The organism is Leptospira sarikeiensis (assembly GCF_004769615.1).
GTDB classification, from domain to species: domain Bacteria; phylum Spirochaetota; class Leptospiria; order Leptospirales; family Leptospiraceae; genus Leptospira_B; species Leptospira_B sarikeiensis.
The window spans coordinates 306,719-325,779 of sequence record NZ_RQGF01000012.1 but is presented as its reverse complement, the minus strand read 5'-3'; the positions used below and the strand labels follow the sequence as shown (position 1 = coordinate 325,779).

The following is a 19,061-nucleotide window of genomic DNA, read 5'->3' as shown; positions in this document are numbered from 1 at the left end:
TAGCCCGGTTAAAAAGTCGAGACCTTCAATAAATAGTCAGTCGGACTTCAAGAACCCTGCCCAGACCAGTTCTTACAAGCATCTAAAACTGCATCATTTTTTTATCTACTTTGGTTCGGATTGGGAAGAAGAATATGCTTCTTGCAATTCTTTAGAAAGTTTTTCCGCTTCTTCCGGCCTTCCATGAAATGCTGCAGGAGTGTTTTGAAAAAGTGAGATCTTCCATTCTCCTTTGTCCTTAGAGGCAACCAAAGATTGGATCGCATTTACTGCTGGGTTGATCTCTTTTTCTCCTTCTGCAACCATACTCACGACAGCTCTAAGTAGAACGGAATCTTGAGATAAGATCCTGATCTCTCTCACGATAGAAACGAACGCGGCTGTTTTATGATGAGTGAAGATACCGCCCACGATCGTTCTTACTTCCTCCGGTCCTTTCATCTGACTTCCATCAAAACCCACTAAGTCTCCTTCCGAAGAAAGTAAGGACGCCATCGCGGAAGCGTTTCTTTTATTCCACGCTGTCAACAGTTTACGATATAGAATTAAAACTTCTTCTTTTGTTTTTTCTTCGGAGCTCATAAAACCTTCCGTAACGATAGTTCAAAATTTGAATACATCTTATCCTTATGAAAATTATTCCCTAAAAAATTTTCCCTGTCGACATTTTTCGGCGTTTATCGAACTTTCATCCTGCGGAGACCAAAGTTTTGAAACTTAAACATTACAATATTCTTCTATTTTTTCTAACTATATTTCTATTTTCTCAATTCTGCGCTACCATCCCAAAAGGTTTCGGGCATGTATCCCGAAATGATCTAAAAGCGTATCGTAACTCTTCTGTAAAAAGTGAAGTGGTATTCTCCGTCGATAAGGCAAGTGCTTACGATATACTTGCCACAAACATTAAAGATTCGGATTCAATTAACGGAACTCCTTGGTTGAAAATCAGACAAAATGATAAAACAGGGTATATTCAAGAGGAAAATAGAGAATCTAAATACGGGATCCAGATCTTCTTACCTCCGATCCGAGAAAAATTCGGGATCGTTACCGCCACTCAATTATTATTAAGAGATTATCCCGGAAGTGCAGGCAAAGTTTTAGGAAAACTTAAAACCCGAGAAACTTTAGAGATCTTAGCAGAAGGGCAGAATAAAGTTTTAATCGATGGAAATTCCGGGACCTGGGCAAAGGTAAAATCCAACGATGGTAAAATAGGTTTCGTTTTCACTCCTTATATCATGAGAGGAGAAGATCCAAATATACTTCTGACCCAAAAAGACTTAGAAATGAAGGAAGATGGTTGGGTTTATATCCAAGAAGCCCCAGACAAACTGTATGATTTTAAAAATGGAAAACTAAAAGCACAAAACGAATCTGCTGATATTCGTTCGGGAGAATTTCTTCCGATCACAGGAAGATTGGTCAGAGCTGATGGCAAAGTTTATTTCAAAGTGTATAAGGCGGATGGGAGCAGACCAGGTTTTGAAGATGATACTACAGTTACCACCTTAGCAGAAGGTTATCTTTCTGCAAAATTGGTAAAAACTGCTAAAAGATATACCCCGCTTTATTTATCAATTTACCCAAAGGACGCAACCACCAAGGCAATCTTAGAAAAAATCGACGGACGCGGAGAAAGGGAAATTGATGTGGAAAACGTTAAAATAGAAACGTTTAAACATAAGAACAAAACGTATTTCGTAATCATCTTTCAATATTTAAGTGGATACAGTAGTTGTTCCGGGCTCGCTTGCTCTGAATATTATTATGTTTTTGCATTTTCAAAAGTTGGAAATAACTTAGAAACGATATTCAATTCAGATGGAGATAGTATTTTTTTCTACGAAAGCGATCGATCCATTAATATAGATCGATACTCTCCACCGGAGGGAGAGGGGCCCTCAGGCGTTAAGACAGAAGTTGTATATAAATTTAACGGAAGTACTTTCGAAACGGATTAAAGATAAGCGTCTTCGTCCAAAAGTTCTGCGGCTTCGATCTCTTCCAGACCTCGATTTGGAAAGGCTTGTTCATAGAATAACGCCGCAAAAAGATCGAAGTCCTCGTCTGCCGGGAGATTCTTTTTCTCCCAGTATTCGTTCCTTCTTTTGATCAGGATAGAGATCGTTTCGTCTTCTAAGGAGAATTCTTTTCCTCCACGATTCATCCTACGAACCAACCAATTCAGATTATGTATGAAGAAATTTCCCGTGAATTCTAAAGTAGCAAGAGAAGGCTCTCTCTTCATCAAGTTTTCCGTATGGTACAACGGAACTCTTAGATAATACGGATCCTTAGTTTGTTGGTATTGTTTATATCCGTTTGAAATGGATTCGAAAAAAGGCCAAGAATTGATATAAGAATTTCGGATCAACTTTTCCTTCTCAGGATGAAGCCTAGTTACTTCTACAAGATCTACGAAACTATCGTTTTTGATTGCCTCTCTTAAAATAGAATCCATAGGAGCAGGTCTTGGTTCCGAATTTACTAGAAACACATACAAATATTTGATCTCGTACGCGAAGCGGGATTCTCTTGGAATATAATATTCTATCCAGATAGGTTCTTTATAATAATTTACTAATTCTTCTTCCGGTAAGTCCGGAGTGACACTCAATGATTTGAGCTTTTTTACGTCGTCGGTAATGACCTTCTGGCCACGTACTCGAGTTCTGGAACGTTTGATTTGTTTGAGTTCCGACTTATTTAGAAGCGGTTTCGGTTTGTACGAATCCATTGGAATGATTATCGGAAAATTATGGCCTAAAATTCAAAGATAGGAAAGAAGAAACGGATCTAAATACTTAGTTTAGGACCAGAAAATGCGGGTCCAGAATAACCTTAGGAACATACCCAAGGGGCTCATGATCCCGGATTCTGCAAAACGGACCTTACCTTCTCCGTCCAAAATATAAAAACTAGGATATCCTCTGATGCCCCAATCCCTAAGTAACATTGGATTTCCGACAATTACAGGAAAATCCACAGCTTGTTTTTCCAAATAATCTTTTAATGCGGATGCGCTTTCACCTTCTTCCACACTGATGAATGCAAAATGATTTTGGTCCTTTAAAGAAGAAGCATACCATTTTACTAAAGGAAGATTCGTATTACAAACTCCGCACCATGTGGCCCAAAAATAAACCACAGTAGTTTTTCCGTTGATATGTGCTTTTTCACCTATCGGAGTTCTGAATTCTTTTCCATCCAAACTCACAACAGGTTCCGTATCCAAGGCTCTAAACCAGGCTAGAAAAAAAGTCGCGGACAAAAGAAGAGCCAATGCTCCTCCATATTGTAATCCGGATTTTACTTTTTTATTCATGCCTTAGTTAGACCTAGACTATAACTGAAAAGGAAGACTTTGTCCGGAACCCGAGTACATAATCCAAACCACAAGTAAAAGCCATAAAAATCCCGCCATTAGGACACCCCAATCTGTTAGGATCGCCTTCGTCGGGTTATGGCCCATATTCTTAATATAGATTATATAAAGAGATCTGAAAATTGCATATACTACGATTGGAATGGTATACACCATCTTATCCGTTCCTAAGTTTTCGATCGTACTAGGACTTGTTACATACATAACGTATGTGACCAGGGTCATGGTGGCAACGATGCCCATCATCAGGTCTAGAAAATTTACGGAGTATTCTTCCAAAATTTTTCGGTGCCCTTTGGCCCCTTCTTCCAGAATGATCAGTTCTCCTCTTCTCTTTCCGAATCCCCAATAAAGTGCCAACATAAATGTGCAAAGAAGTAACCAAGAAGAGAAGCTAACACCTACTACGATGGATCCTGCGATCGCTCTTACTACGAATCCGAAAGAAATGCTCATCACATCCAGAATGACCATATGTTTTAGGAAACGGCTATAAACGATATTGAAGATGAGGTAACCCGCGACCCAATAGAAAAATTCTGCCTGTAATTTGAAGGAAAGTACAAGTGTGATAGAAAGTAAAACTGCAGTTAAAAGAAGTGCGATCGTCGGAGAGATCGCTCCGGAAGCGAGAGGTCTATGTTTTTTTTCCGGATGAAGAGCGTCTTCCTTACGATCCAGAAAATCATTGAGTACGTATTGGCAACTTGCAGTGAGAGAAAAAAGAAAAAACGCGAAAATCGCCCTTTCTACCGATTCCAGGTCTCCCAATTTTTTCCCGAAAATAATACCCGCAAATAGAATAATGTTCTTAATCCACTGGTGGGGTCTTAATAGTTTTATATAGGAAAATAACATTCTCTCTCCCGAAATCGATCCGCTTTTGGGGACAGATTGATCTGAAATCAAAGGCTTGCAAGGGAATTTTAAAGTGTAAATCCAGTCGAATTTCCTGGAATTTATCCCTTAACAGACTGAAACGAAACTCAGTTTTGTAACAGACAAACCGGTTCCTTGTTCACACGAGACGTATAAAAATTTCATATCGAACTATTCGGCAAAGACCAAAATAAAATTCTCCACCAAAGCCTTCTTCAATAAGAGTAAGTAAAAAAATTATAAACTAATCTAACCTTTAAGGTTCGAGCATAATGAAATTTTGAAAGAAGAGACAAAACGTAAAAATTAATCTAAAAGGGCTAAGACAAGATCTTAACTTTTTTAGTTTTAAGCTTTACGGTTACTTATTGTTAGCTTATGAATTTCCCACTATGCATAAGAAGATTACATATAAGATAGTGGAGAGCAAGGATCCATTAACCCAAGATGCTTTTGATCCTTTAGGAGCGTTAGGTTTCGAATTGATCTCCGTAGTACATGATCTAAAATTAGATCGTTACATATACTATTTCAAATTATCGGACGCTCATTTAAGCTGATATTATCCTACCTGGATCTTGACTCCGTCATCTTGGGCTCCTAAAGTCCCAAGTCCGGAATGACCTGTAAACGCGATCAATAAAGTAAATACTCCGACCCTTCCCACATACATAATGCAAGGGTATAAGAATTTTTCCACTCCTGTGATATAAGGAGTTAATCCCTTCGACAATCCCACGGTTCCGAAAGCAGACATTACTTCAAAAAATATCTCTTCGATCCCATGTCTATGACCGTTCGCGATCGTAATCACCAACATAAAGAATACTATAGATATCGTTGCTAGAAAATAGATCCTTGTAGATATTGCGATCGAGTTTTTGGAAACTTCTTCGCCCATGATCGTTACTCTTGCTTGAGGACTGATCACATTCCTAAGATACATTAATAGAATAACGAATGTTGTGATCTTGATCCCTCCTGCAGCTCCTTGAGGACCTCCACCCACAAACATCAAAGAACAAAGAAGAACATATGTAGGACTTCTCATCTCAGAAAGATCAAAGGTATTAAAGCCTGCGGTCCTAGAGGATACGGAAAGAAAGAATGAATTGAAAAGTTTATCTACGAAATGGAATTTTCCGATCGTTTCCGGATTATCCCATTCTGACAAAAGAACGCCTATCCCGCCGACATGGACTAATATTAAAGTTCCATAAAGTAGAAGTTTCATCTGGATACGATTCGCTTCTCCCTTTAGTGCTTTTCTATACAGAGCTAATCTTTCTTCGGCCCAAAATGACATTCTAATAAGCATCAAATAGATCCAAGAAGGTTCTTTTCCTTCTTCTAATGCTCTGGACATCAGATATGTTTCCATCACTACTTCTACCCGATGCATGATGTTCCTGAAAGTCTCTAATAATGTTTTTTCGAAGAATAAAATGACAGGAAATCCGATACCACCCATCACTACCAAACTTTCCACAACCAGTAAGGAAAGAGGTTCCTTGGATAAAAAGGTAAGATCGTTTGATAAAGAGAAACCTGCGTTATTGAATGCGGAGACCGCGGTAAATAAACTTAAAAAAAGACGATTCGGTTCTCCGGGCAATCCGCTTAGATCTTCCGGCATACTCCAATACAATAAGAATGCTCCCAGAAGTTCGATAGAAATCGAAATATTCAAAATGGATAATAGAATTCTTCTTACATAAGGTGCGTTCTTACTCTTACTATCTGCGGATTCGTGGGAATCTATGGCTTCGAATACGAATGCTGCGATCCTTGTACTTCTGGAAAGTCCTCTTACTACTAAGATCCCCACAAGAACAGTGAATGTAATGATCCCTAAACCACCTATCTGAAAGAGGAACATTACTATAACTTGAGTGGAAAATGTCAGTTCACTGATAGGAACAGTGGATAGCCCGGTCACACAAATAGCGGACGCCGCAAGATAGAAAGAGTCCGCGTAGGACATCCTACCTTCTTCCGAAGCATAGATCAAAAAGGAGCCCACGAGTATCGCTCCGGCAAATGCCAAACAGAGAATTCTTGCCACTGATAGAAGCAAGAACGCCCTAGCGATTCGGTTTACGTTACGTTTTAGGAATTTATATGGGCTCATGGGGAAGGAGAAACTACCCTTCCAAGAAACTATTTTGACCCTGGCATACTGGGGCAATGAATTTCCTAAGCCAAGTAATCAGAGTCTTAGATGACTTTTAGGAAAAACGAAAATCGATCACTCATATTGGGTAAACGAATCTTAGAAATAGGATCAGAATGCATTTTACAGAGTTAAATCGACGATCTATCGCCTGAAACGATCTTTACAAATGCGGTCATTTCAGAAAATTGGTAAGAATTAGGGTTCCTTTACCTAGGGAGCCCAGTCAGATTAGTATCCGCGTAAGATTTGATCCTACTTTCACAAGAAGTAGGCCCTGATTTTTCAGTGGAACTTTTTAAAGAGGACTCTAATGAGCACTGCAGTTGCGGACTTCAAACCCACCGAAAAACTCTTAAAGACGAGAAATATCGGTATTTCCGCCCATATCGATTCAGGGAAAACCACCCTGACCGAGAGGATCCTATTCTATACGAACCGTATTCACGCCATCCACGAAGTTCGTGGTAAGGACGGAGTCGGAGCAAAAATGGACAGTATGGAATTGGAGCGCGAGAGAGGAATTACCATCCAATCCGCAGCTACCTACTGCCAGTGGAAAGATCATACTATTAACATCATCGATACTCCGGGCCACGTTGACTTTACCGTTGAGGTTGAGCGTTCTTTACGGGTTCTTGACTCTGCGATCTTAGTTCTTTGCGGAGTTTCCGGAGTTCAGTCCCAGTCCATCACTGTGGACAGACAGATGCGCCGTTATAACGTTCCTCGAGTCGCTTTTATCAATAAACTCGACCGTACTGGAGCGAACCCTTTCCGCGTGATCGATCAATTACGTGAGAAATTAAAACATAATGCAGTTCCTGTTCAAATCCCAATCGGATTGGAAGGGGATCTAGTAGGTATCGTAGACCTAGTCATTATGAAAGCCGTTTATTTCGAAGGAAAAGACGGAATGGAAATCGTTGAAAAAGAAATTCCGGCAGAATTGCAGGAACTCGCTCAAAAGAAAAGAGAAGAACTTTTAGACGCAGCTTCTATGTTCTCTGACGAACTTACAGAAGCGATGTTGGAAGGAGAACCTACTGTAGAGCAGGTCAAAGCTGCGATCCGTAACGGTGCGATCTCCCTTAAACTAACTCCTGTTTTCATGGGTTCCGCTTTCAAGAACAAAGGAGTTCAAAAACTTCTGGATGGAGTTCTGGATTATCTAGCTTCTCCTGTGGACGTAGTGAACTCTGCTCTGGATGTCAAAAACGAATCCGAGAAAGTAGTATTACCTTCAGATAAAGACAAACCTCTAGTTTGCCTCGCGTTCAAACTCGAGGACGGACGTTACGGTCAGTTGACCTATGTGCGAGTCTACCAAGGAAGGATCCAAAAAGGTATGACGATATATAACATGTCGACCAACAAGAAACATAACGTTGGTCGTCTATGTCGTATGCACTCGGATGAAATGGAAGATATCGATTTCGCAGAAGCGGGAGATATCATCGCATTATTCGGTATTGATTGTGCTTCCGGGGATACTTTTACCGACGGAAAAATGAACGTTTCTATGGAATCCATGTTCGTTCCGGCTCCGGTAATCTCTCTTACAATCGAGGCCAAAGAATCTAAACACTTAAACAACCTGGCAAAAGCCTTAAACCGCTTTACCAAGGAAGATCCTACGTTCCAAACTCACGTAGACCAAGAATCCGGACAAACCATCATCAAAGGGATGGGAGAACTTCACCTCGAAGTTTATATCGAAAGGATGAAAAGGGAATACGGAGTGGAGCTAATCACCGGAGCTCCTCAGGTTGCGTATCGTGAAACCATCACTGCTCGTGCGGACTTCGACTATACCCACAAAAAACAAACGGGTGGTCAAGGTCAGTTCGGACGTGTTGCAGGTTTCATCGAGCCGATCCCATTAGAAGAAGATAAAACTTACGAATTCGTAAACAGTGTCGTGGGTGGAGCAATTCCTCGTGAATATATCTCCTCTGTTGACAAAGGATTCAAGAGCTGTTTGGATCGTGGTAGCATGATCGGATTCCCTATCATCGGAGTAAAACTGACTATCAATGACGGTTCTTACCACGATGTGGACTCTTCCGATATGGCATTCCAGATCGCAGGACGCTATGCATTCCGCCAAGGTTTCAGCAAAGCAAATCCTCAGATCCTCGAGCCTATCATGAGAGTGGAAGTGGACGGTCCTGCTGAATTCCAAGGTCCAATCCTTGCTTCCCTGAACCAAAGACGGGGAATGATCCTAAACACCACCGAGCAAGACAGCTATTGCAAAGTGGAAGCTGAAGTTCCTTTGGCAGATATGTTCGGATACTCTACAGTAATCCGTTCCTCTACCCAAGGAAAAGCAGAGTTCTCCATGGAATTCTCTCGTTACGCTCCTGTTCCAAGAAACGTAGCAGAAGAATTGATGAAAAAATACAAACCGAACTCCAAAGACGAAGATTGATCTTCAGAACAATCCTTCTTTTTGGAAAAAAGGGAGCCGAATCGGCTCCCTTTTCTTTTTGGAAGGCATTCCTTTTGCCGATATTTTAGAGTATGCGGGAGCTATTTTTCCTTCGTCTGATATGTTTCGGAATGATCGTATTCTTTCTTCCCATTCGGCTCGAACCCGCAGGAACGACTACAAAGACCCATATAGTTAAACCGAAAGAAACCGCATTCTCTATCTCCCAAAAATACGGAATGGATTGGAAAATCCTTCTGGAATGGAACGGCAAAAAAGAAACGGAAGGTTTGCAGGTGGGAGAAAAATTGAAGATCCCGAACCAACTTCATACTGCTGTCCGAGAGGAAAAAACATCTTCCGAAACTACTTCTTTCCATCATGGAAGATTTCATTCTCCCTTAAAAGTTTTGCCTCCGGTTTCTCTTCCTTATTCCAATGTTTCCTTTTATCCGAATAAAGGTGTTTTATTCAAAGCCAGCCGACATAAGGATGTTCATCCGATCCACTCCGGCAAAGTAGTTGTACTGGACCAAATGGACGGTTACAGGAAATATATTATTTTAGAACATAAAGGCGGATACTCCAGCGTATACGCAAACCTCAGATCAGTTTCCGTCAAAGAAGGGGAAACTGTGAAACCGGGAGATTCTTTGGGAGAATTGGAAGAAGGAAAAGGCCTATACTTCCAGATCAACCAAGGAACAAAAGCAGTGGATCCGATCCCACTTTTAAGATAAAGATCGAACGGTCTAAAGAGAATATATTAGGTTTTTGCACTAAATGGAATGGGAAATCGTAAATTCTAGAGCCGTCACTGCTCAAGGCGTTTTGGAAAACGCAACCATCCGGATCCAAGACGGAAAGATCAGTTCAATTTCTACCGGAATTCCGAAGGACGTCCTACCTATTCGTTTAAACTTAAAAGGTAATTTCGTTTATCCGGGACTGATCAATGCACATGATCATCTTCTCGGCACCTATCTCCCTAAAGTAGGAACAAATCGGCCCTATCTGAATTGGCTTCCTTGGGATAACGATCTCAAATCCTCGGTCGTATATGCGGAAAGACAACAATTAGAGCCGGAGCAACTCTATCTACTTGGTTCTTATAAAAATCTGATCAGCGGAGTTACTTCCGTTTTGGATCATATCCCCCATTTCGTCCAAAAACCATTTTTGGAAAATTCTCCCGTTCGTATCCTAGATCGTTTCACCCTGGCACATAGTATCTGCTCTTATTCTCTCGGTTGGGGAGATGGGCCACAGATCGAGTATGCTCGGGCAAAAGAAGGAAATCTTCCTTTTGTGACCCATATTTCGGAAGGATTTGACGAAGAGTCCAAAAATGCTCTGAAAGAATTAAAATCCCTGGGTTGCCTAGGAGAAAATACAGTACTCGTTCACGGGATTGCTTTCGATCCGCAAGACATCCAAGAAGTAGCAAAGGCAAAAGCAAATCTGGTTTGGTGTCCTGAATCCAATCTGTTCATGTTTGGAAAGACTGCTCCGATCCGGGAACTACTCGATGCAGGGGTGAATGTGAGTTTAGGAACTGACTCCCCTATGTCCGGATCGATAAATATTTTCCAAGAGATCAAAACTGCCAGAGAATTTTACGCAAAAGAATATGGAAAAGAATTGGATCCTAAAATTCTATTCCGAATGGTAACTGAAAATCCGGCGAAAGCATTACGGGTTTGGGATCATTTAGGTAGTTTAGAAACTGGAAAAAAAGCGGATCTACTTGTGCTTTCCTCGGAAAAAGAAGACGCTTACTCAGCACTTTCTTCCGCGGATTTGGGATCTGTGAGATTGGTTGTGAAGGATGGAAAACCTTCCTACGGAGACCTTTCTTTGAAAGATTTTTTTGACGAAACGGGCGTTGCCGGACGCGAAATTAAGATCGCAAAAACCGATAAATACCTTGCAGGAGACCCCCTGGGGTTACTAGAATCGGTCACCCGGGCCCTTGGTTACAAAAAGGATTTGGCATTTTTTCCTGTCGGGTAAGATTTAGAATAGAAGGTAACGGTCTTGGCTGGGCCCATAATCCGAACTTATAAAGGCGGTTCTATTATTTACTTCGAGAAAGATCGATCGGAGGATATCTACGTCCTCAGACAAGGTCGAGTCGTTCTCACGTATACCGCAATCGATTCAGGCTACGAAGTAAAAGAAGATGTTCGCCTGGGAGAATTTTTCGGAGTCAAATCCGCACTTGGAAAGTATCCTAGGGAAGAGACCGCACAGGTAGTAGGCGGAGCAACCGTCTTAGTTTTCAAACTTTCCGATTTCGAAACCTTCGTAGCTGAAAAAACCCATCTCATCCTAAAAATGATGAAGGTGTTCTCTAGCCAACTTAGGCTAGTCCATAAAAAACTCAGAGAGATCTTGGGCCAGGCAGAAGCGAGAAACCCTGCATTCGAACTTATGAACGTCGCCGAAGTATTTTACAAAAATAATAACTTCGAGCACGCGGCTTACGGTTTCGGAAAATATCTGGAACATTATCCTACAGGACCATATGCAGGTAGAGCGACAGAGCTACAAGACCTGGCAAGAAAAGGAACTCCGTATCCGATCAATATGCCTCCCCTAGTTTATGATGCTGCTTCTACCAGAATGACCCAGGAAAACCTGCAGAATATCATGAAACCTGCTACGGAGAAAACGAATCTGGGAGCCGGAACTGATAATACGATCACTTCCCTATATAATAGAGCTCATACATTCTTAAACGTGGGTAAGTTCGAAGAGGCAGCTACTATCTTCAAAGACCTAATGATTCGCACGGATTTCAAATACGATAGCGAGAAGAAGCTCGTAGACAATGCACTTTTCCAAATGGGAGTTTGTTTCCTCAAACTCAATAATTTGGACACGGCAAGTAATACATTCTCGGCTTATATCAAAAAGCATCCATCCGGAGAATCCGTAAAAGAGTCCTTATTTCATTTGGCAGAGATCGCGGAACAACAAGGAGATCGCCAAAGAGCGGGAATGTTATTCGGTAAAGTAGCCTTACTTCCTCCGGAAAGAGACAGTCTTTCCCAGAAAGCTAGGCAAAAAGCCAAGGAGCTCAGCGCCTAAATGGATTTAATGCTCGAGTCAATGTTCTCTAAGTTCGGAAAGACCTTCGAACCGAACCAGATCATATTCTGCGAAAACGAACCGGGAAACGATTTCTTTCTTATCCAGGCTGGAAAGGTGAAGATCACCAAAACAGTAGGAAATTCCATCAAAACCTTGGATATCTTGGAACAAGGGGATATTTTCGGAGAGATGGCGATCCTAGAAGAACAGCCCAGAAGTGCAACTGCGATCGCAATCTCCGAAGTGAAAGTGCTCAACTTCAACAGAGCAAATTTCGAACTATTAATGACCAAGAACCCTACACTTGCGTTAAAGATCCTAACCATCTTTTCGGTCAGGATCTACGATGCAAAACGAAGACTACTCATCCTCCTCTTGGATGATATCATCGGAAAAGTGGCGGACGTGTTCCTGATGTTGTATGAAAAAATGCATACACATACTGAATTCAAAGAAGTGGTTCTTAACGTAACCGTCGAAGATGTAGCAGATTGGTGCGCCCAACCGGTAGGAGAAGTCCAAAAGGTAGTGAACCAATTCGCTAAAAGCGGTAAAATCGAGATCTACTCCGACAAAATCGTAATTCACAATATTAATGACTTCCAGAGAATAGTCTCTCAGAAGCGCAAACCCGCATAAAAGCGATTTAGTTCTTCCAAAGATAAAAGGTCCCGTAGCTCAGGTGGACAGAGCAGAAGTTTCCTAAACTTTTGGTCGGAGGTTCGAATCCTCTCGGGGCCACCATCAAACTATGGCAGATTCTCAGGACAACGTAATCAATCTTCTCAAAAAATCGGAAGAGTTCCTAAAGAAAAAAAACATTCCATCCGCAAGACTAGATGCGGAGATCCTACTCGCCGATCTACTCAAGATCCAAAGAGTAAAACTCTATATAGATTTCGAAAGACCACTTTCTCTCACCGAAAAAGACGAATATAGAGAAAGGATCGTTCAAAGATCCAAATTCAAACCCACAGCATACATCATAGGTAAAAAAGCGTTCTTCGATTCAGAATTTTTTGTGAACGAATCCGTTCTCATTCCTAGACCTGAAACGGAAGAATTGGTCGCCTGGGTATTGGAAGAATATCCGAATAAGGAAAACTTACTCGAAGTATTGGATCTATGCTCCGGGAGCGGATGTATAGGGATCAGCCTCGCAAAAGCCAGAAATGGTTGGGAAGTTTCTTTTACGGACACATCCGAAACCGCACTCGAGATCAATAAAAAGAATATTCAAGAAATCTTAAATACGGAGAAAAAATTCGAACTCTATAATGGAGACCTATTCTCCTCTATTCCTTCCGAAAAACAATTCGATCTGATCGTATCCAATCCACCTTATATACCTGAAGCGGACAAATCTACGATCATGCCTGACGTAGCAGACTACGAACCACATCTTGCACTTTTCGTTTCAGACTTCCAAGGATTCCACACAAGGATCTTAACAGAAGCAAAAACAAAATTAAAACCGAACGGAAGACTCTATTTAGAGACCCATCCAAGATATTCCGGATGGCTAAAGGAAACGGGACTTTCACTCGGATATTCCGACGCGGTTTTAAAAAAAGATCTTTCTGGAAGAGAAAGTTTCGTAAGATTCCAAATTTAATGGCCGCCTCCTTGCGAGGATCCATTGGAAACGAGTGCATACCAAACTCCAGCTCGCAAGGACCGGGCTGCTACAGGCTCGGGCATTCGCCCTCGTCTCTTCGAGACGCTTCGCGCCTTTCGCATCCCTGGCGGGTTTAAAAAGAAGATCTTACTCCGTGCAGAAAGGATATTCAAATTGATCCATAAATTTCTCAAAACTAAGAATGAGATGAATTAAAGCTTGTTTCAGCAAATAATTTAAACGTGATACTTATATACCCGGTTTCTCCAAATGACAGTAGAACAAAATTATATAGATGATATTTTAAAATTGCTTATAGAAAAAGCAAAGGAAGCAAAAGCGGATAGTCAGCTAAAATCTGAAAATTCAAGCGAGCAAGATCTTATTTTCAACAGTGGAAGAGCTTTAGCTTATTATGAAGTACTTTCCACAATGATAGGTCTTGCAGGTATTTTTGGCTTATCCAAAGAAATAATGCCTACAATTCTTTTTGACCCCGACAAAGAACTTCTATCAAACAATCAAAAGCCTTAGCGGTCGGATCCTGTATTTATTTTTTTGATATATAATTCTCTCTTAATATCCGTATAAAGTTCTTCCGCCCAATTAGGATAAACAACTTCCGGCAGCTTATTCACTTTCCTATTCGGAGAAATGATCACAGATACATTTTCTTTGCCGGTTTTTGCGACCAAGGTGAAAAGATCTTCGATAATTTCGTCACCCATTGCCAAACAACCGATAGAAGCCGCTTTCCCATGAATAAAGATATCATTCCCCAATCTGTCCCTATGATCCAATCTTCCTTTTTCTAGATCGAAATCATTCGGGTAATTTAACTTCAAAGACAGATGAAAGCTACTATTTGGGTTCAGGCCGATAATCTGATATATTCCTTCCGGAACCTGACTATCTCCTTCGGCTAGCTTCGGGCCTAGTTTGCCGCTCGCTTTTTGGATCGGAAAACTTCGGATCAATTTAAAATCTCCGGACGACCTCGCCCATAATTCCAAACTTTTCTCTAATTTATAGGCAACCAAAAGAATTTCTGCAGGAGGATAAGAAATACCCTTCGAAGAAAATAATTCTTTGTATTTCCTATCAACGATCGGTTCCGTTCTTTGTAAAACCTGATCTACGGTTTTTTTACCTTTTATAATAGCGAAAAGATACGAAATACTTCCGGACTTTCTTAGAAGATAAACTCCGGAACATACTAGAACGAGACCAAGGACGATAAAAGCCGATTTCTTTTTCAAGTGAAACACTGAAAATAACTATATTCGGATCATAAACTTTCAGACAATTTTTTGATCTTAGCACCTCCCTCTTCTGCAAATTCTAGAGAGGCTTCATAATAATCTTCCCCATTTGGAATAGGCGAAAAATCTCCAATCTCAACGATCATAATTGTTTTTGAATTTTGAGATCTTAAAGTATAAGAATAAAAAATATCGTATTGGCTCGGATCCAACTCTACCTGAGGCAAATATAGGGAGAATTTTAAAAAGTTTTCAGGATCAAAACCGGTTACTGTTAATTTAGAAAAACCTTCCCATTCGATCACAGTGCCGAGAGAAATAAATTCCGTCAAAAAATCCTCAGGAAGCTCATCCCATTGTTTTATGAATTCCGATTTTGTTAATACTTTCCAAACTTCGGAAGGTTTCGCTGCGATCTCTATCTCTTTTCTTACAATTAGTTCTTCGCTCATGTCGGTTTCGAATGTTGGAATTCCAACGAACGAATGTAAATCCAAAATTCCGCGTATGCCAACTACAAGAGTTAACCCTAAAACAAAAATGGGGCCGGTAAATACCGACCCCGAAGCTAGTTTCGACTCGTATTGGGGAAGAATTAGATCGCTGAGCTTCCTCTTTCTCCGGTACGGATACGGATCACGTCTTCTAACGGAAGAATAAGAATTTTTCCGTCACCGATCTTTCCGTCGCCGGTTTTGGCAGCTTTAAGGATCGCGTCTACCGTAGGTTTAACGAATTCATCGTTTACGGCGATTTCCAATCTTACTTTTCTCAAAAGGTTCACTTGGTATTCATGTCCGCGGAATACTTCGGTTTTTCCTTTCTGCTGCCCGTAGCCTTGCACGTCGCTTACGGTAAGTCTGTAAATTTCATTCTTAGTAAGCTCCGCTTTTACTTCTTCCAGTTTATGTGGCTGGATAATTGCTACGATTAATTTCATATGCTCTCCTTTACTTAATGTATAAATTCATAAAGGTTATATAATATAACCTTTTTCTCCGTGAATTTCGGAATCGAGTCCCGCAATTTCCTTCTCTTCAGAAATCCTGAATCCGATCGTTTTCTCAATAATGAAGACGAGGATCAAAGATACTACGATGGAATATGCTCCAGTTGCAACTACGCTGATTACCTGAACAAGGATCTGATCTCCACGAGTTACTCCCTCTGGAATGTAATTTGCAAGTGCAAATACTCCAGTAAGAACCGCTCCGATAGCACCACCAACACCATGAATACCGAATGCATCCAAAGAGTCGTCATATCCGAGTTTTCCTTTCAATAGGATCGCTCCGTAACAGATCGGAGAAACGATAATACCCATTAGAAGAGCACCAGTCGCGTCCACAAATCCTGCAGCAGGAGTGATCACAACCAGACCGGCAACGATACCGGAAGCTGCACCCAATGCGGTAGCTTTTTTAGTGTGAAGATATTCGATTAGTAACCAAACAACACCTGCAGTAGCCGGAGCAATCAAAGTTACTACGAAAGCTCTTGCTGCTTGTCCGTTTGTGGCAAGTCCGGAACCTGCGTTAAATCCGAACCATCCGAACCAAAGGAAACCAGCACCAATCAAGGTGTAAGTTAGGTTGTTCGGAGCGATAAGTGCAGGACCTTCTCCTTTACGTTTTCCTAAAACGATTGCAGCTGCAAGACCAGCGATACCGGAAATCAAGTGTACTACTGTTCCACCTGCGAAATCCAGCGCGGTTTTCTTGAACAACCAACCGTTTCCAGACCATACCCAGTGCGCGACTGGATCGTATACCAAAGTAGCCCAAGCTAAAATGAAAACGATATAACCGGAAAGTTTTACTCTTTCAGCGATCGCACCGGAGATTAGAGCCGGAGTGATCAGAGCAAACATTCCTTGGAATAGGAAGTGAATGTATTTTGGAATCGTTCCTTCCAAAGTTTCGTCAGTAATTCCGTTCAGAAGTACAAATCCGAAGTCACCGACGTAAGGGTTATCTCCGGAGAATGCTAAGCTGTATCCGAGAATAGTCCACTGAAGAGTGAGAACTAAAATCGCGATGAAGCTGTGCATCATTGTAGATAGAACGTTCTTAGATCTTACGATACCGCCATAGAACAAGGCAAGTCCTGGGATCATAAAGAACACGAAGGTGGAAGCGACGATCATCCATGCAGTGTCACCTTTATCCAATGTTGGAGCAGGTGCTGCTTCGGGAGCGGGTGCGGCGTCTTGTCCCCAGATCAAAGCTGGTAGAAGGAGGATCAAGAGCACGATAAGTTTTTGGGCAATTTTCATTTTCTCAAATCTCATCTCGAAAATATGTTTTATCTCATTAATGCAAAAAGAGTACCTGAGAAAAAAATTCTCCGTAAAATCGGAAAAAAAGTTCGAAGCAAAGATTATACGCCTCTGAATCAGGTTTTCCACTAGAAAATCTTGGGATTTTTTTAGAAGAGGCAGGATTTCCCTTATTTCAGGGACTTACTTTTCAGGTTCGGCCTAGCAGTTTGCGTACTTATTAGGCAAATTTTTAGAAGATGCCGGAAAAATAGAAGATTTCCGGCCATTCTTCAAAAGAAACTATACTTAGGTATCAAACCTTTTGGGAACTAAATCACATCCGGAAGATGGCATAAGAAGGATCTATACCCTTTTCGGAGAGATCCGAATACAAAGCTAGACCCAAAGCTTCTCTGGTTCTTGCAGGATCCAAGATCCCATCGTCCCAAAGTCTTGCAGTAGAATAGATACAAGAGGATCTTGTATCATAATCTTCTAATATAGGGCGCTTAAACTCTGTTTGTTCCGAATCAGAGAGAGCTTTCCCCTCTTTTTCCAACTGTTCCATTTTCACAGTAAGAAGAACATTCGCTGCTTGCTCTCCTCCCATCACGGAAATACGAGCATTCGGCCACATCCAGAGGAATCTTGGACCAAAAGCTCTTCCACACATTCCGTAATTCCCTGCTCCATAGGATCCGCCGATCACTACGGTGTATTTTGGGACCACAGAAGTGGAGACAGCATTTACCATTTTGGCTCCGTCTTTTGCAATTCCTGAGTTTTCGTATTTTTTTCCGACCATGAAGCCTGTAATATTTTGTAGGAAGAGTAAAGGGATCTCTCTCTGATTACAAAGCTGGATGAAATGAGCCGCCTTCAATGAGCTCTCGGAGAAAAGAACTCCGTTGTTCGCGATGATTCCCACCGTTTTTCCGTAAATATTCGCAAAACCGGTTACGATCGTGGTTCCATAATATTTTTTGAATTCTTGAAAACGAGAACCGTCCACAACTCTTGCGATTACTTCTCTCACATCGTAGGGTTTACGGATATCCTTTTGGATGATCCCATAAATTTCTTCCGCAGGATACAACGGCTCTTCGTATGAAATGGATTCTTGGAGTTTTTTCGCTCTGGCTCCTAGACTAGAAACGATATGTCTTGCGATCTCGAGAGCATGAGGATCGTTCTCTGCATAATGATCCGTGACACCTGAGATCCTACAATGAACATCTGCTCCTCCCAATTCTTCGGGAGTGACGATCTCTCCGGTTGCCGCCTTTACTAAAGGAGGCCCACCTAAGAAAATAGTACCGTTTCCTTTTACGATCACGGACTCGTCGGACATTGCTGGAATATATGCACCGCCTGCGGTACAACTTCCCATCACGATTGAAATCTGAGGGATCCCTGCTCTGGATAAGTTTGCTTGGTTATAAAAGATTCGTCCGAAATGCCATTTGTCAGGAAATACATCGTCCTGCATCGGCAAAAATGCTCCGCCTGAATCCACTAGATAAATACAAGGTAGACGATTCTCTGCTGCAATCTCTTGGGCGCGAATATGCTTTTTAACTGTTAAAGGATAATAGGTCCCACCTTTTACAGTAGCATCGTTTGCAACAATCACGCAAGGTGTTCCGGAAATTTTTCCGATCCCTGTCACGATCCCTGCAGAAGGAACATCGTCTGAATAAACTTTTTCTCCAGCAAGAGCTGAAAATTCTAAGAAGGGAGTATTCGGATCGATGAGTCCTTGGATCCTTTCCCTCGCAGTGAGCTTTCCCCTGCTCTTATGCTTTTGGATGGATTTATCTCCACCGCCTAACTTCACTTTCTCGAAAAGTTTGCGTAGATCCGCAACCTTCTCCGAAAGATCCTTATAATTCTCTTTATATTCTGGGGAAGACGTACTGATACGCGATTCCAAAACTTCCATGGAGCC

19 protein-coding genes and 1 tRNA gene are annotated in these 19,061 nt (G+C 41.4%); 10 read left to right on the top strand and 10 right to left on the bottom strand.

Translation table 11 applies throughout. The features are described from left to right. Positions 1-105: 105 nt before the first annotated feature. Positions 106-582, bottom strand: a complete 477-nt coding sequence (locus EHQ64_RS05935) for an SgcJ/EcaC family oxidoreductase (protein WP_135648570.1) — start codon at positions 580-582, stop codon at positions 106-108. Positions 583-710: 128 nt separating this feature from the next. On the opposite strand from EHQ64_RS05935, the gene EHQ64_RS05930 reads away from it, so the two are divergent. Next, positions 711-1,967 (top strand): SH3 domain-containing protein, encoded by a 1,257-nt coding sequence (locus tag EHQ64_RS05930; RefSeq protein WP_167882365.1) that lies wholly within the window; start codon positions 711-713, stop codon positions 1,965-1,967. On the opposite strand, the gene EHQ64_RS05925 is transcribed toward EHQ64_RS05930, so the two are convergent. The 3 genes from EHQ64_RS05925 to EHQ64_RS05915 form a co-directional block, all read right to left on the bottom strand. Beyond that, on the bottom strand, positions 1,964-2,743 hold the full coding sequence (locus EHQ64_RS05925; RefSeq protein ID WP_135648568.1) for a hypothetical protein: 780 nt from the start codon (positions 2,741-2,743) through the stop codon (positions 1,964-1,966). The genes EHQ64_RS05930 and EHQ64_RS05925 overlap by 4 nt on opposite strands. Positions 2,744-2,815: 72 nt before the next feature. Beyond that, complete coding sequence (locus EHQ64_RS05920; protein WP_135648567.1) at positions 2,816-3,331, bottom strand: redoxin family protein; 516 nt, start codon at positions 3,329-3,331, stop codon at positions 2,816-2,818. Positions 3,332-3,349: 18 nt separating this feature from the next. Continuing rightward, on the bottom strand, positions 3,350-4,249 hold the full coding sequence (locus tag EHQ64_RS05915; protein WP_135648566.1) for a decaprenyl-phosphate phosphoribosyltransferase: 900 nt from the start codon (positions 4,247-4,249) through the stop codon (positions 3,350-3,352). A gap of 413 nt (positions 4,250-4,662) precedes the next feature. Between EHQ64_RS05915 and EHQ64_RS20170 the strand changes: the two genes are divergently transcribed. Next, on the top strand, positions 4,663-4,830 hold the full coding sequence (locus EHQ64_RS20170; protein ID WP_167882364.1) for a hypothetical protein: 168 nt from the start codon (positions 4,663-4,665) through the stop codon (positions 4,828-4,830). A gap of 2 nt (positions 4,831-4,832) precedes the next feature. Here EHQ64_RS20170 and EHQ64_RS05910 read toward each other — a convergent pair whose 3' ends face one another. Next, positions 4,833-6,401, bottom strand: a complete 1,569-nt coding sequence (locus EHQ64_RS05910) for a TrkH family potassium uptake protein (RefSeq protein ID WP_135648565.1) — start codon at positions 6,399-6,401, stop codon at positions 4,833-4,835. 355 nt (positions 6,402-6,756) lie between these two features. Here EHQ64_RS05910 and fusA point away from each other — a divergent pair, with 355 nt between their 5' ends. The 8 genes from fusA (at position 6,757) to EHQ64_RS05870 (ending at position 14,125) form a co-directional block, all read left to right on the top strand. Next, positions 6,757-8,877 (top strand): elongation factor G, encoded by a 2,121-nt coding sequence (gene fusA / locus EHQ64_RS05905; protein WP_135648564.1) that lies wholly within the window; start codon positions 6,757-6,759, stop codon positions 8,875-8,877. A gap of 92 nt (positions 8,878-8,969) precedes the next feature. Further along, a complete protein-coding gene (locus tag EHQ64_RS05900) occupies positions 8,970-9,617 on the top strand; it encodes an LIC_10271 family cell wall hydrolase (protein ID WP_425460393.1) in 648 nt (215 codons plus the stop codon). 43 nt (positions 9,618-9,660) lie between these two features. Continuing rightward, positions 9,661-10,890, top strand: a complete 1,230-nt coding sequence (locus EHQ64_RS05895; RefSeq protein ID WP_135648563.1) for an amidohydrolase family protein — start codon at positions 9,661-9,663, stop codon at positions 10,888-10,890. Between the two features lie 24 nt (positions 10,891-10,914). After that, on the top strand, positions 10,915-11,970 hold the full coding sequence (locus EHQ64_RS05890; RefSeq protein ID WP_135648562.1) for a tetratricopeptide repeat protein: 1,056 nt from the start codon (positions 10,915-10,917) through the stop codon (positions 11,968-11,970). Then, positions 11,971-12,612 carry a Crp/Fnr family transcriptional regulator gene (locus EHQ64_RS05885; protein ID WP_135648561.1) on the top strand — a complete coding sequence of 214 codons (642 nt, stop codon included), beginning with the start codon at positions 11,971-11,973 and terminating at the stop codon, positions 12,610-12,612. Between the two features lie 28 nt (positions 12,613-12,640). Further along, positions 12,641-12,717 (top strand) — tRNA-Arg (locus EHQ64_RS05880). Positions 12,718-12,724: 7 nt separating this feature from the next. After that, positions 12,725-13,588 carry a peptide chain release factor N(5)-glutamine methyltransferase gene (gene prmC, locus EHQ64_RS05875; RefSeq protein ID WP_135648560.1) on the top strand — a complete coding sequence of 288 codons (864 nt, stop codon included), beginning with the start codon at positions 12,725-12,727 and terminating at the stop codon, positions 13,586-13,588. Between the two features lie 273 nt (positions 13,589-13,861). Then, a complete protein-coding gene (locus EHQ64_RS05870; protein WP_135648559.1) occupies positions 13,862-14,125 on the top strand; it encodes a hypothetical protein in 264 nt (87 codons plus the stop codon). Here EHQ64_RS05870 and EHQ64_RS05865 read toward each other — a convergent pair. From EHQ64_RS05865 to EHQ64_RS05845, 5 genes are all read right to left on the bottom strand, one after another. Next, a complete protein-coding gene (locus EHQ64_RS05865) occupies positions 14,122-14,850 on the bottom strand; it encodes a L,D-transpeptidase family protein (protein WP_210410815.1) in 729 nt (242 codons plus the stop codon). The two genes, EHQ64_RS05870 and EHQ64_RS05865, sit on opposite strands and share 4 nt — an antisense overlap. A gap of 29 nt (positions 14,851-14,879) precedes the next feature. Next, positions 14,880-15,305, bottom strand: coding sequence for an SRPBCC family protein (locus tag EHQ64_RS05860; RefSeq protein WP_135648557.1), 426 nt, complete (start codon positions 15,303-15,305; stop codon positions 14,880-14,882). Positions 15,306-15,448: 143 nt separating this feature from the next. Then, entirely contained in the window at positions 15,449-15,793 is a 345-nt protein-coding gene (locus EHQ64_RS05855; protein WP_008595143.1) for a P-II family nitrogen regulator, read from the bottom strand. 36 nt (positions 15,794-15,829) lie between these two features. Then, complete coding sequence (locus EHQ64_RS05850; RefSeq protein ID WP_135648556.1) at positions 15,830-17,128, bottom strand: ammonium transporter; 1,299 nt, start codon at positions 17,126-17,128, stop codon at positions 15,830-15,832. A 319-nt stretch (positions 17,129-17,447) separates the two neighbouring features. Continuing rightward, positions 17,448-19,055, bottom strand: a complete 1,608-nt coding sequence (locus EHQ64_RS05845) for a carboxyl transferase domain-containing protein (RefSeq protein ID WP_135648555.1) — start codon at positions 19,053-19,055, stop codon at positions 17,448-17,450. Between the last annotated feature and the right edge of the window lie 6 nt (positions 19,056-19,061).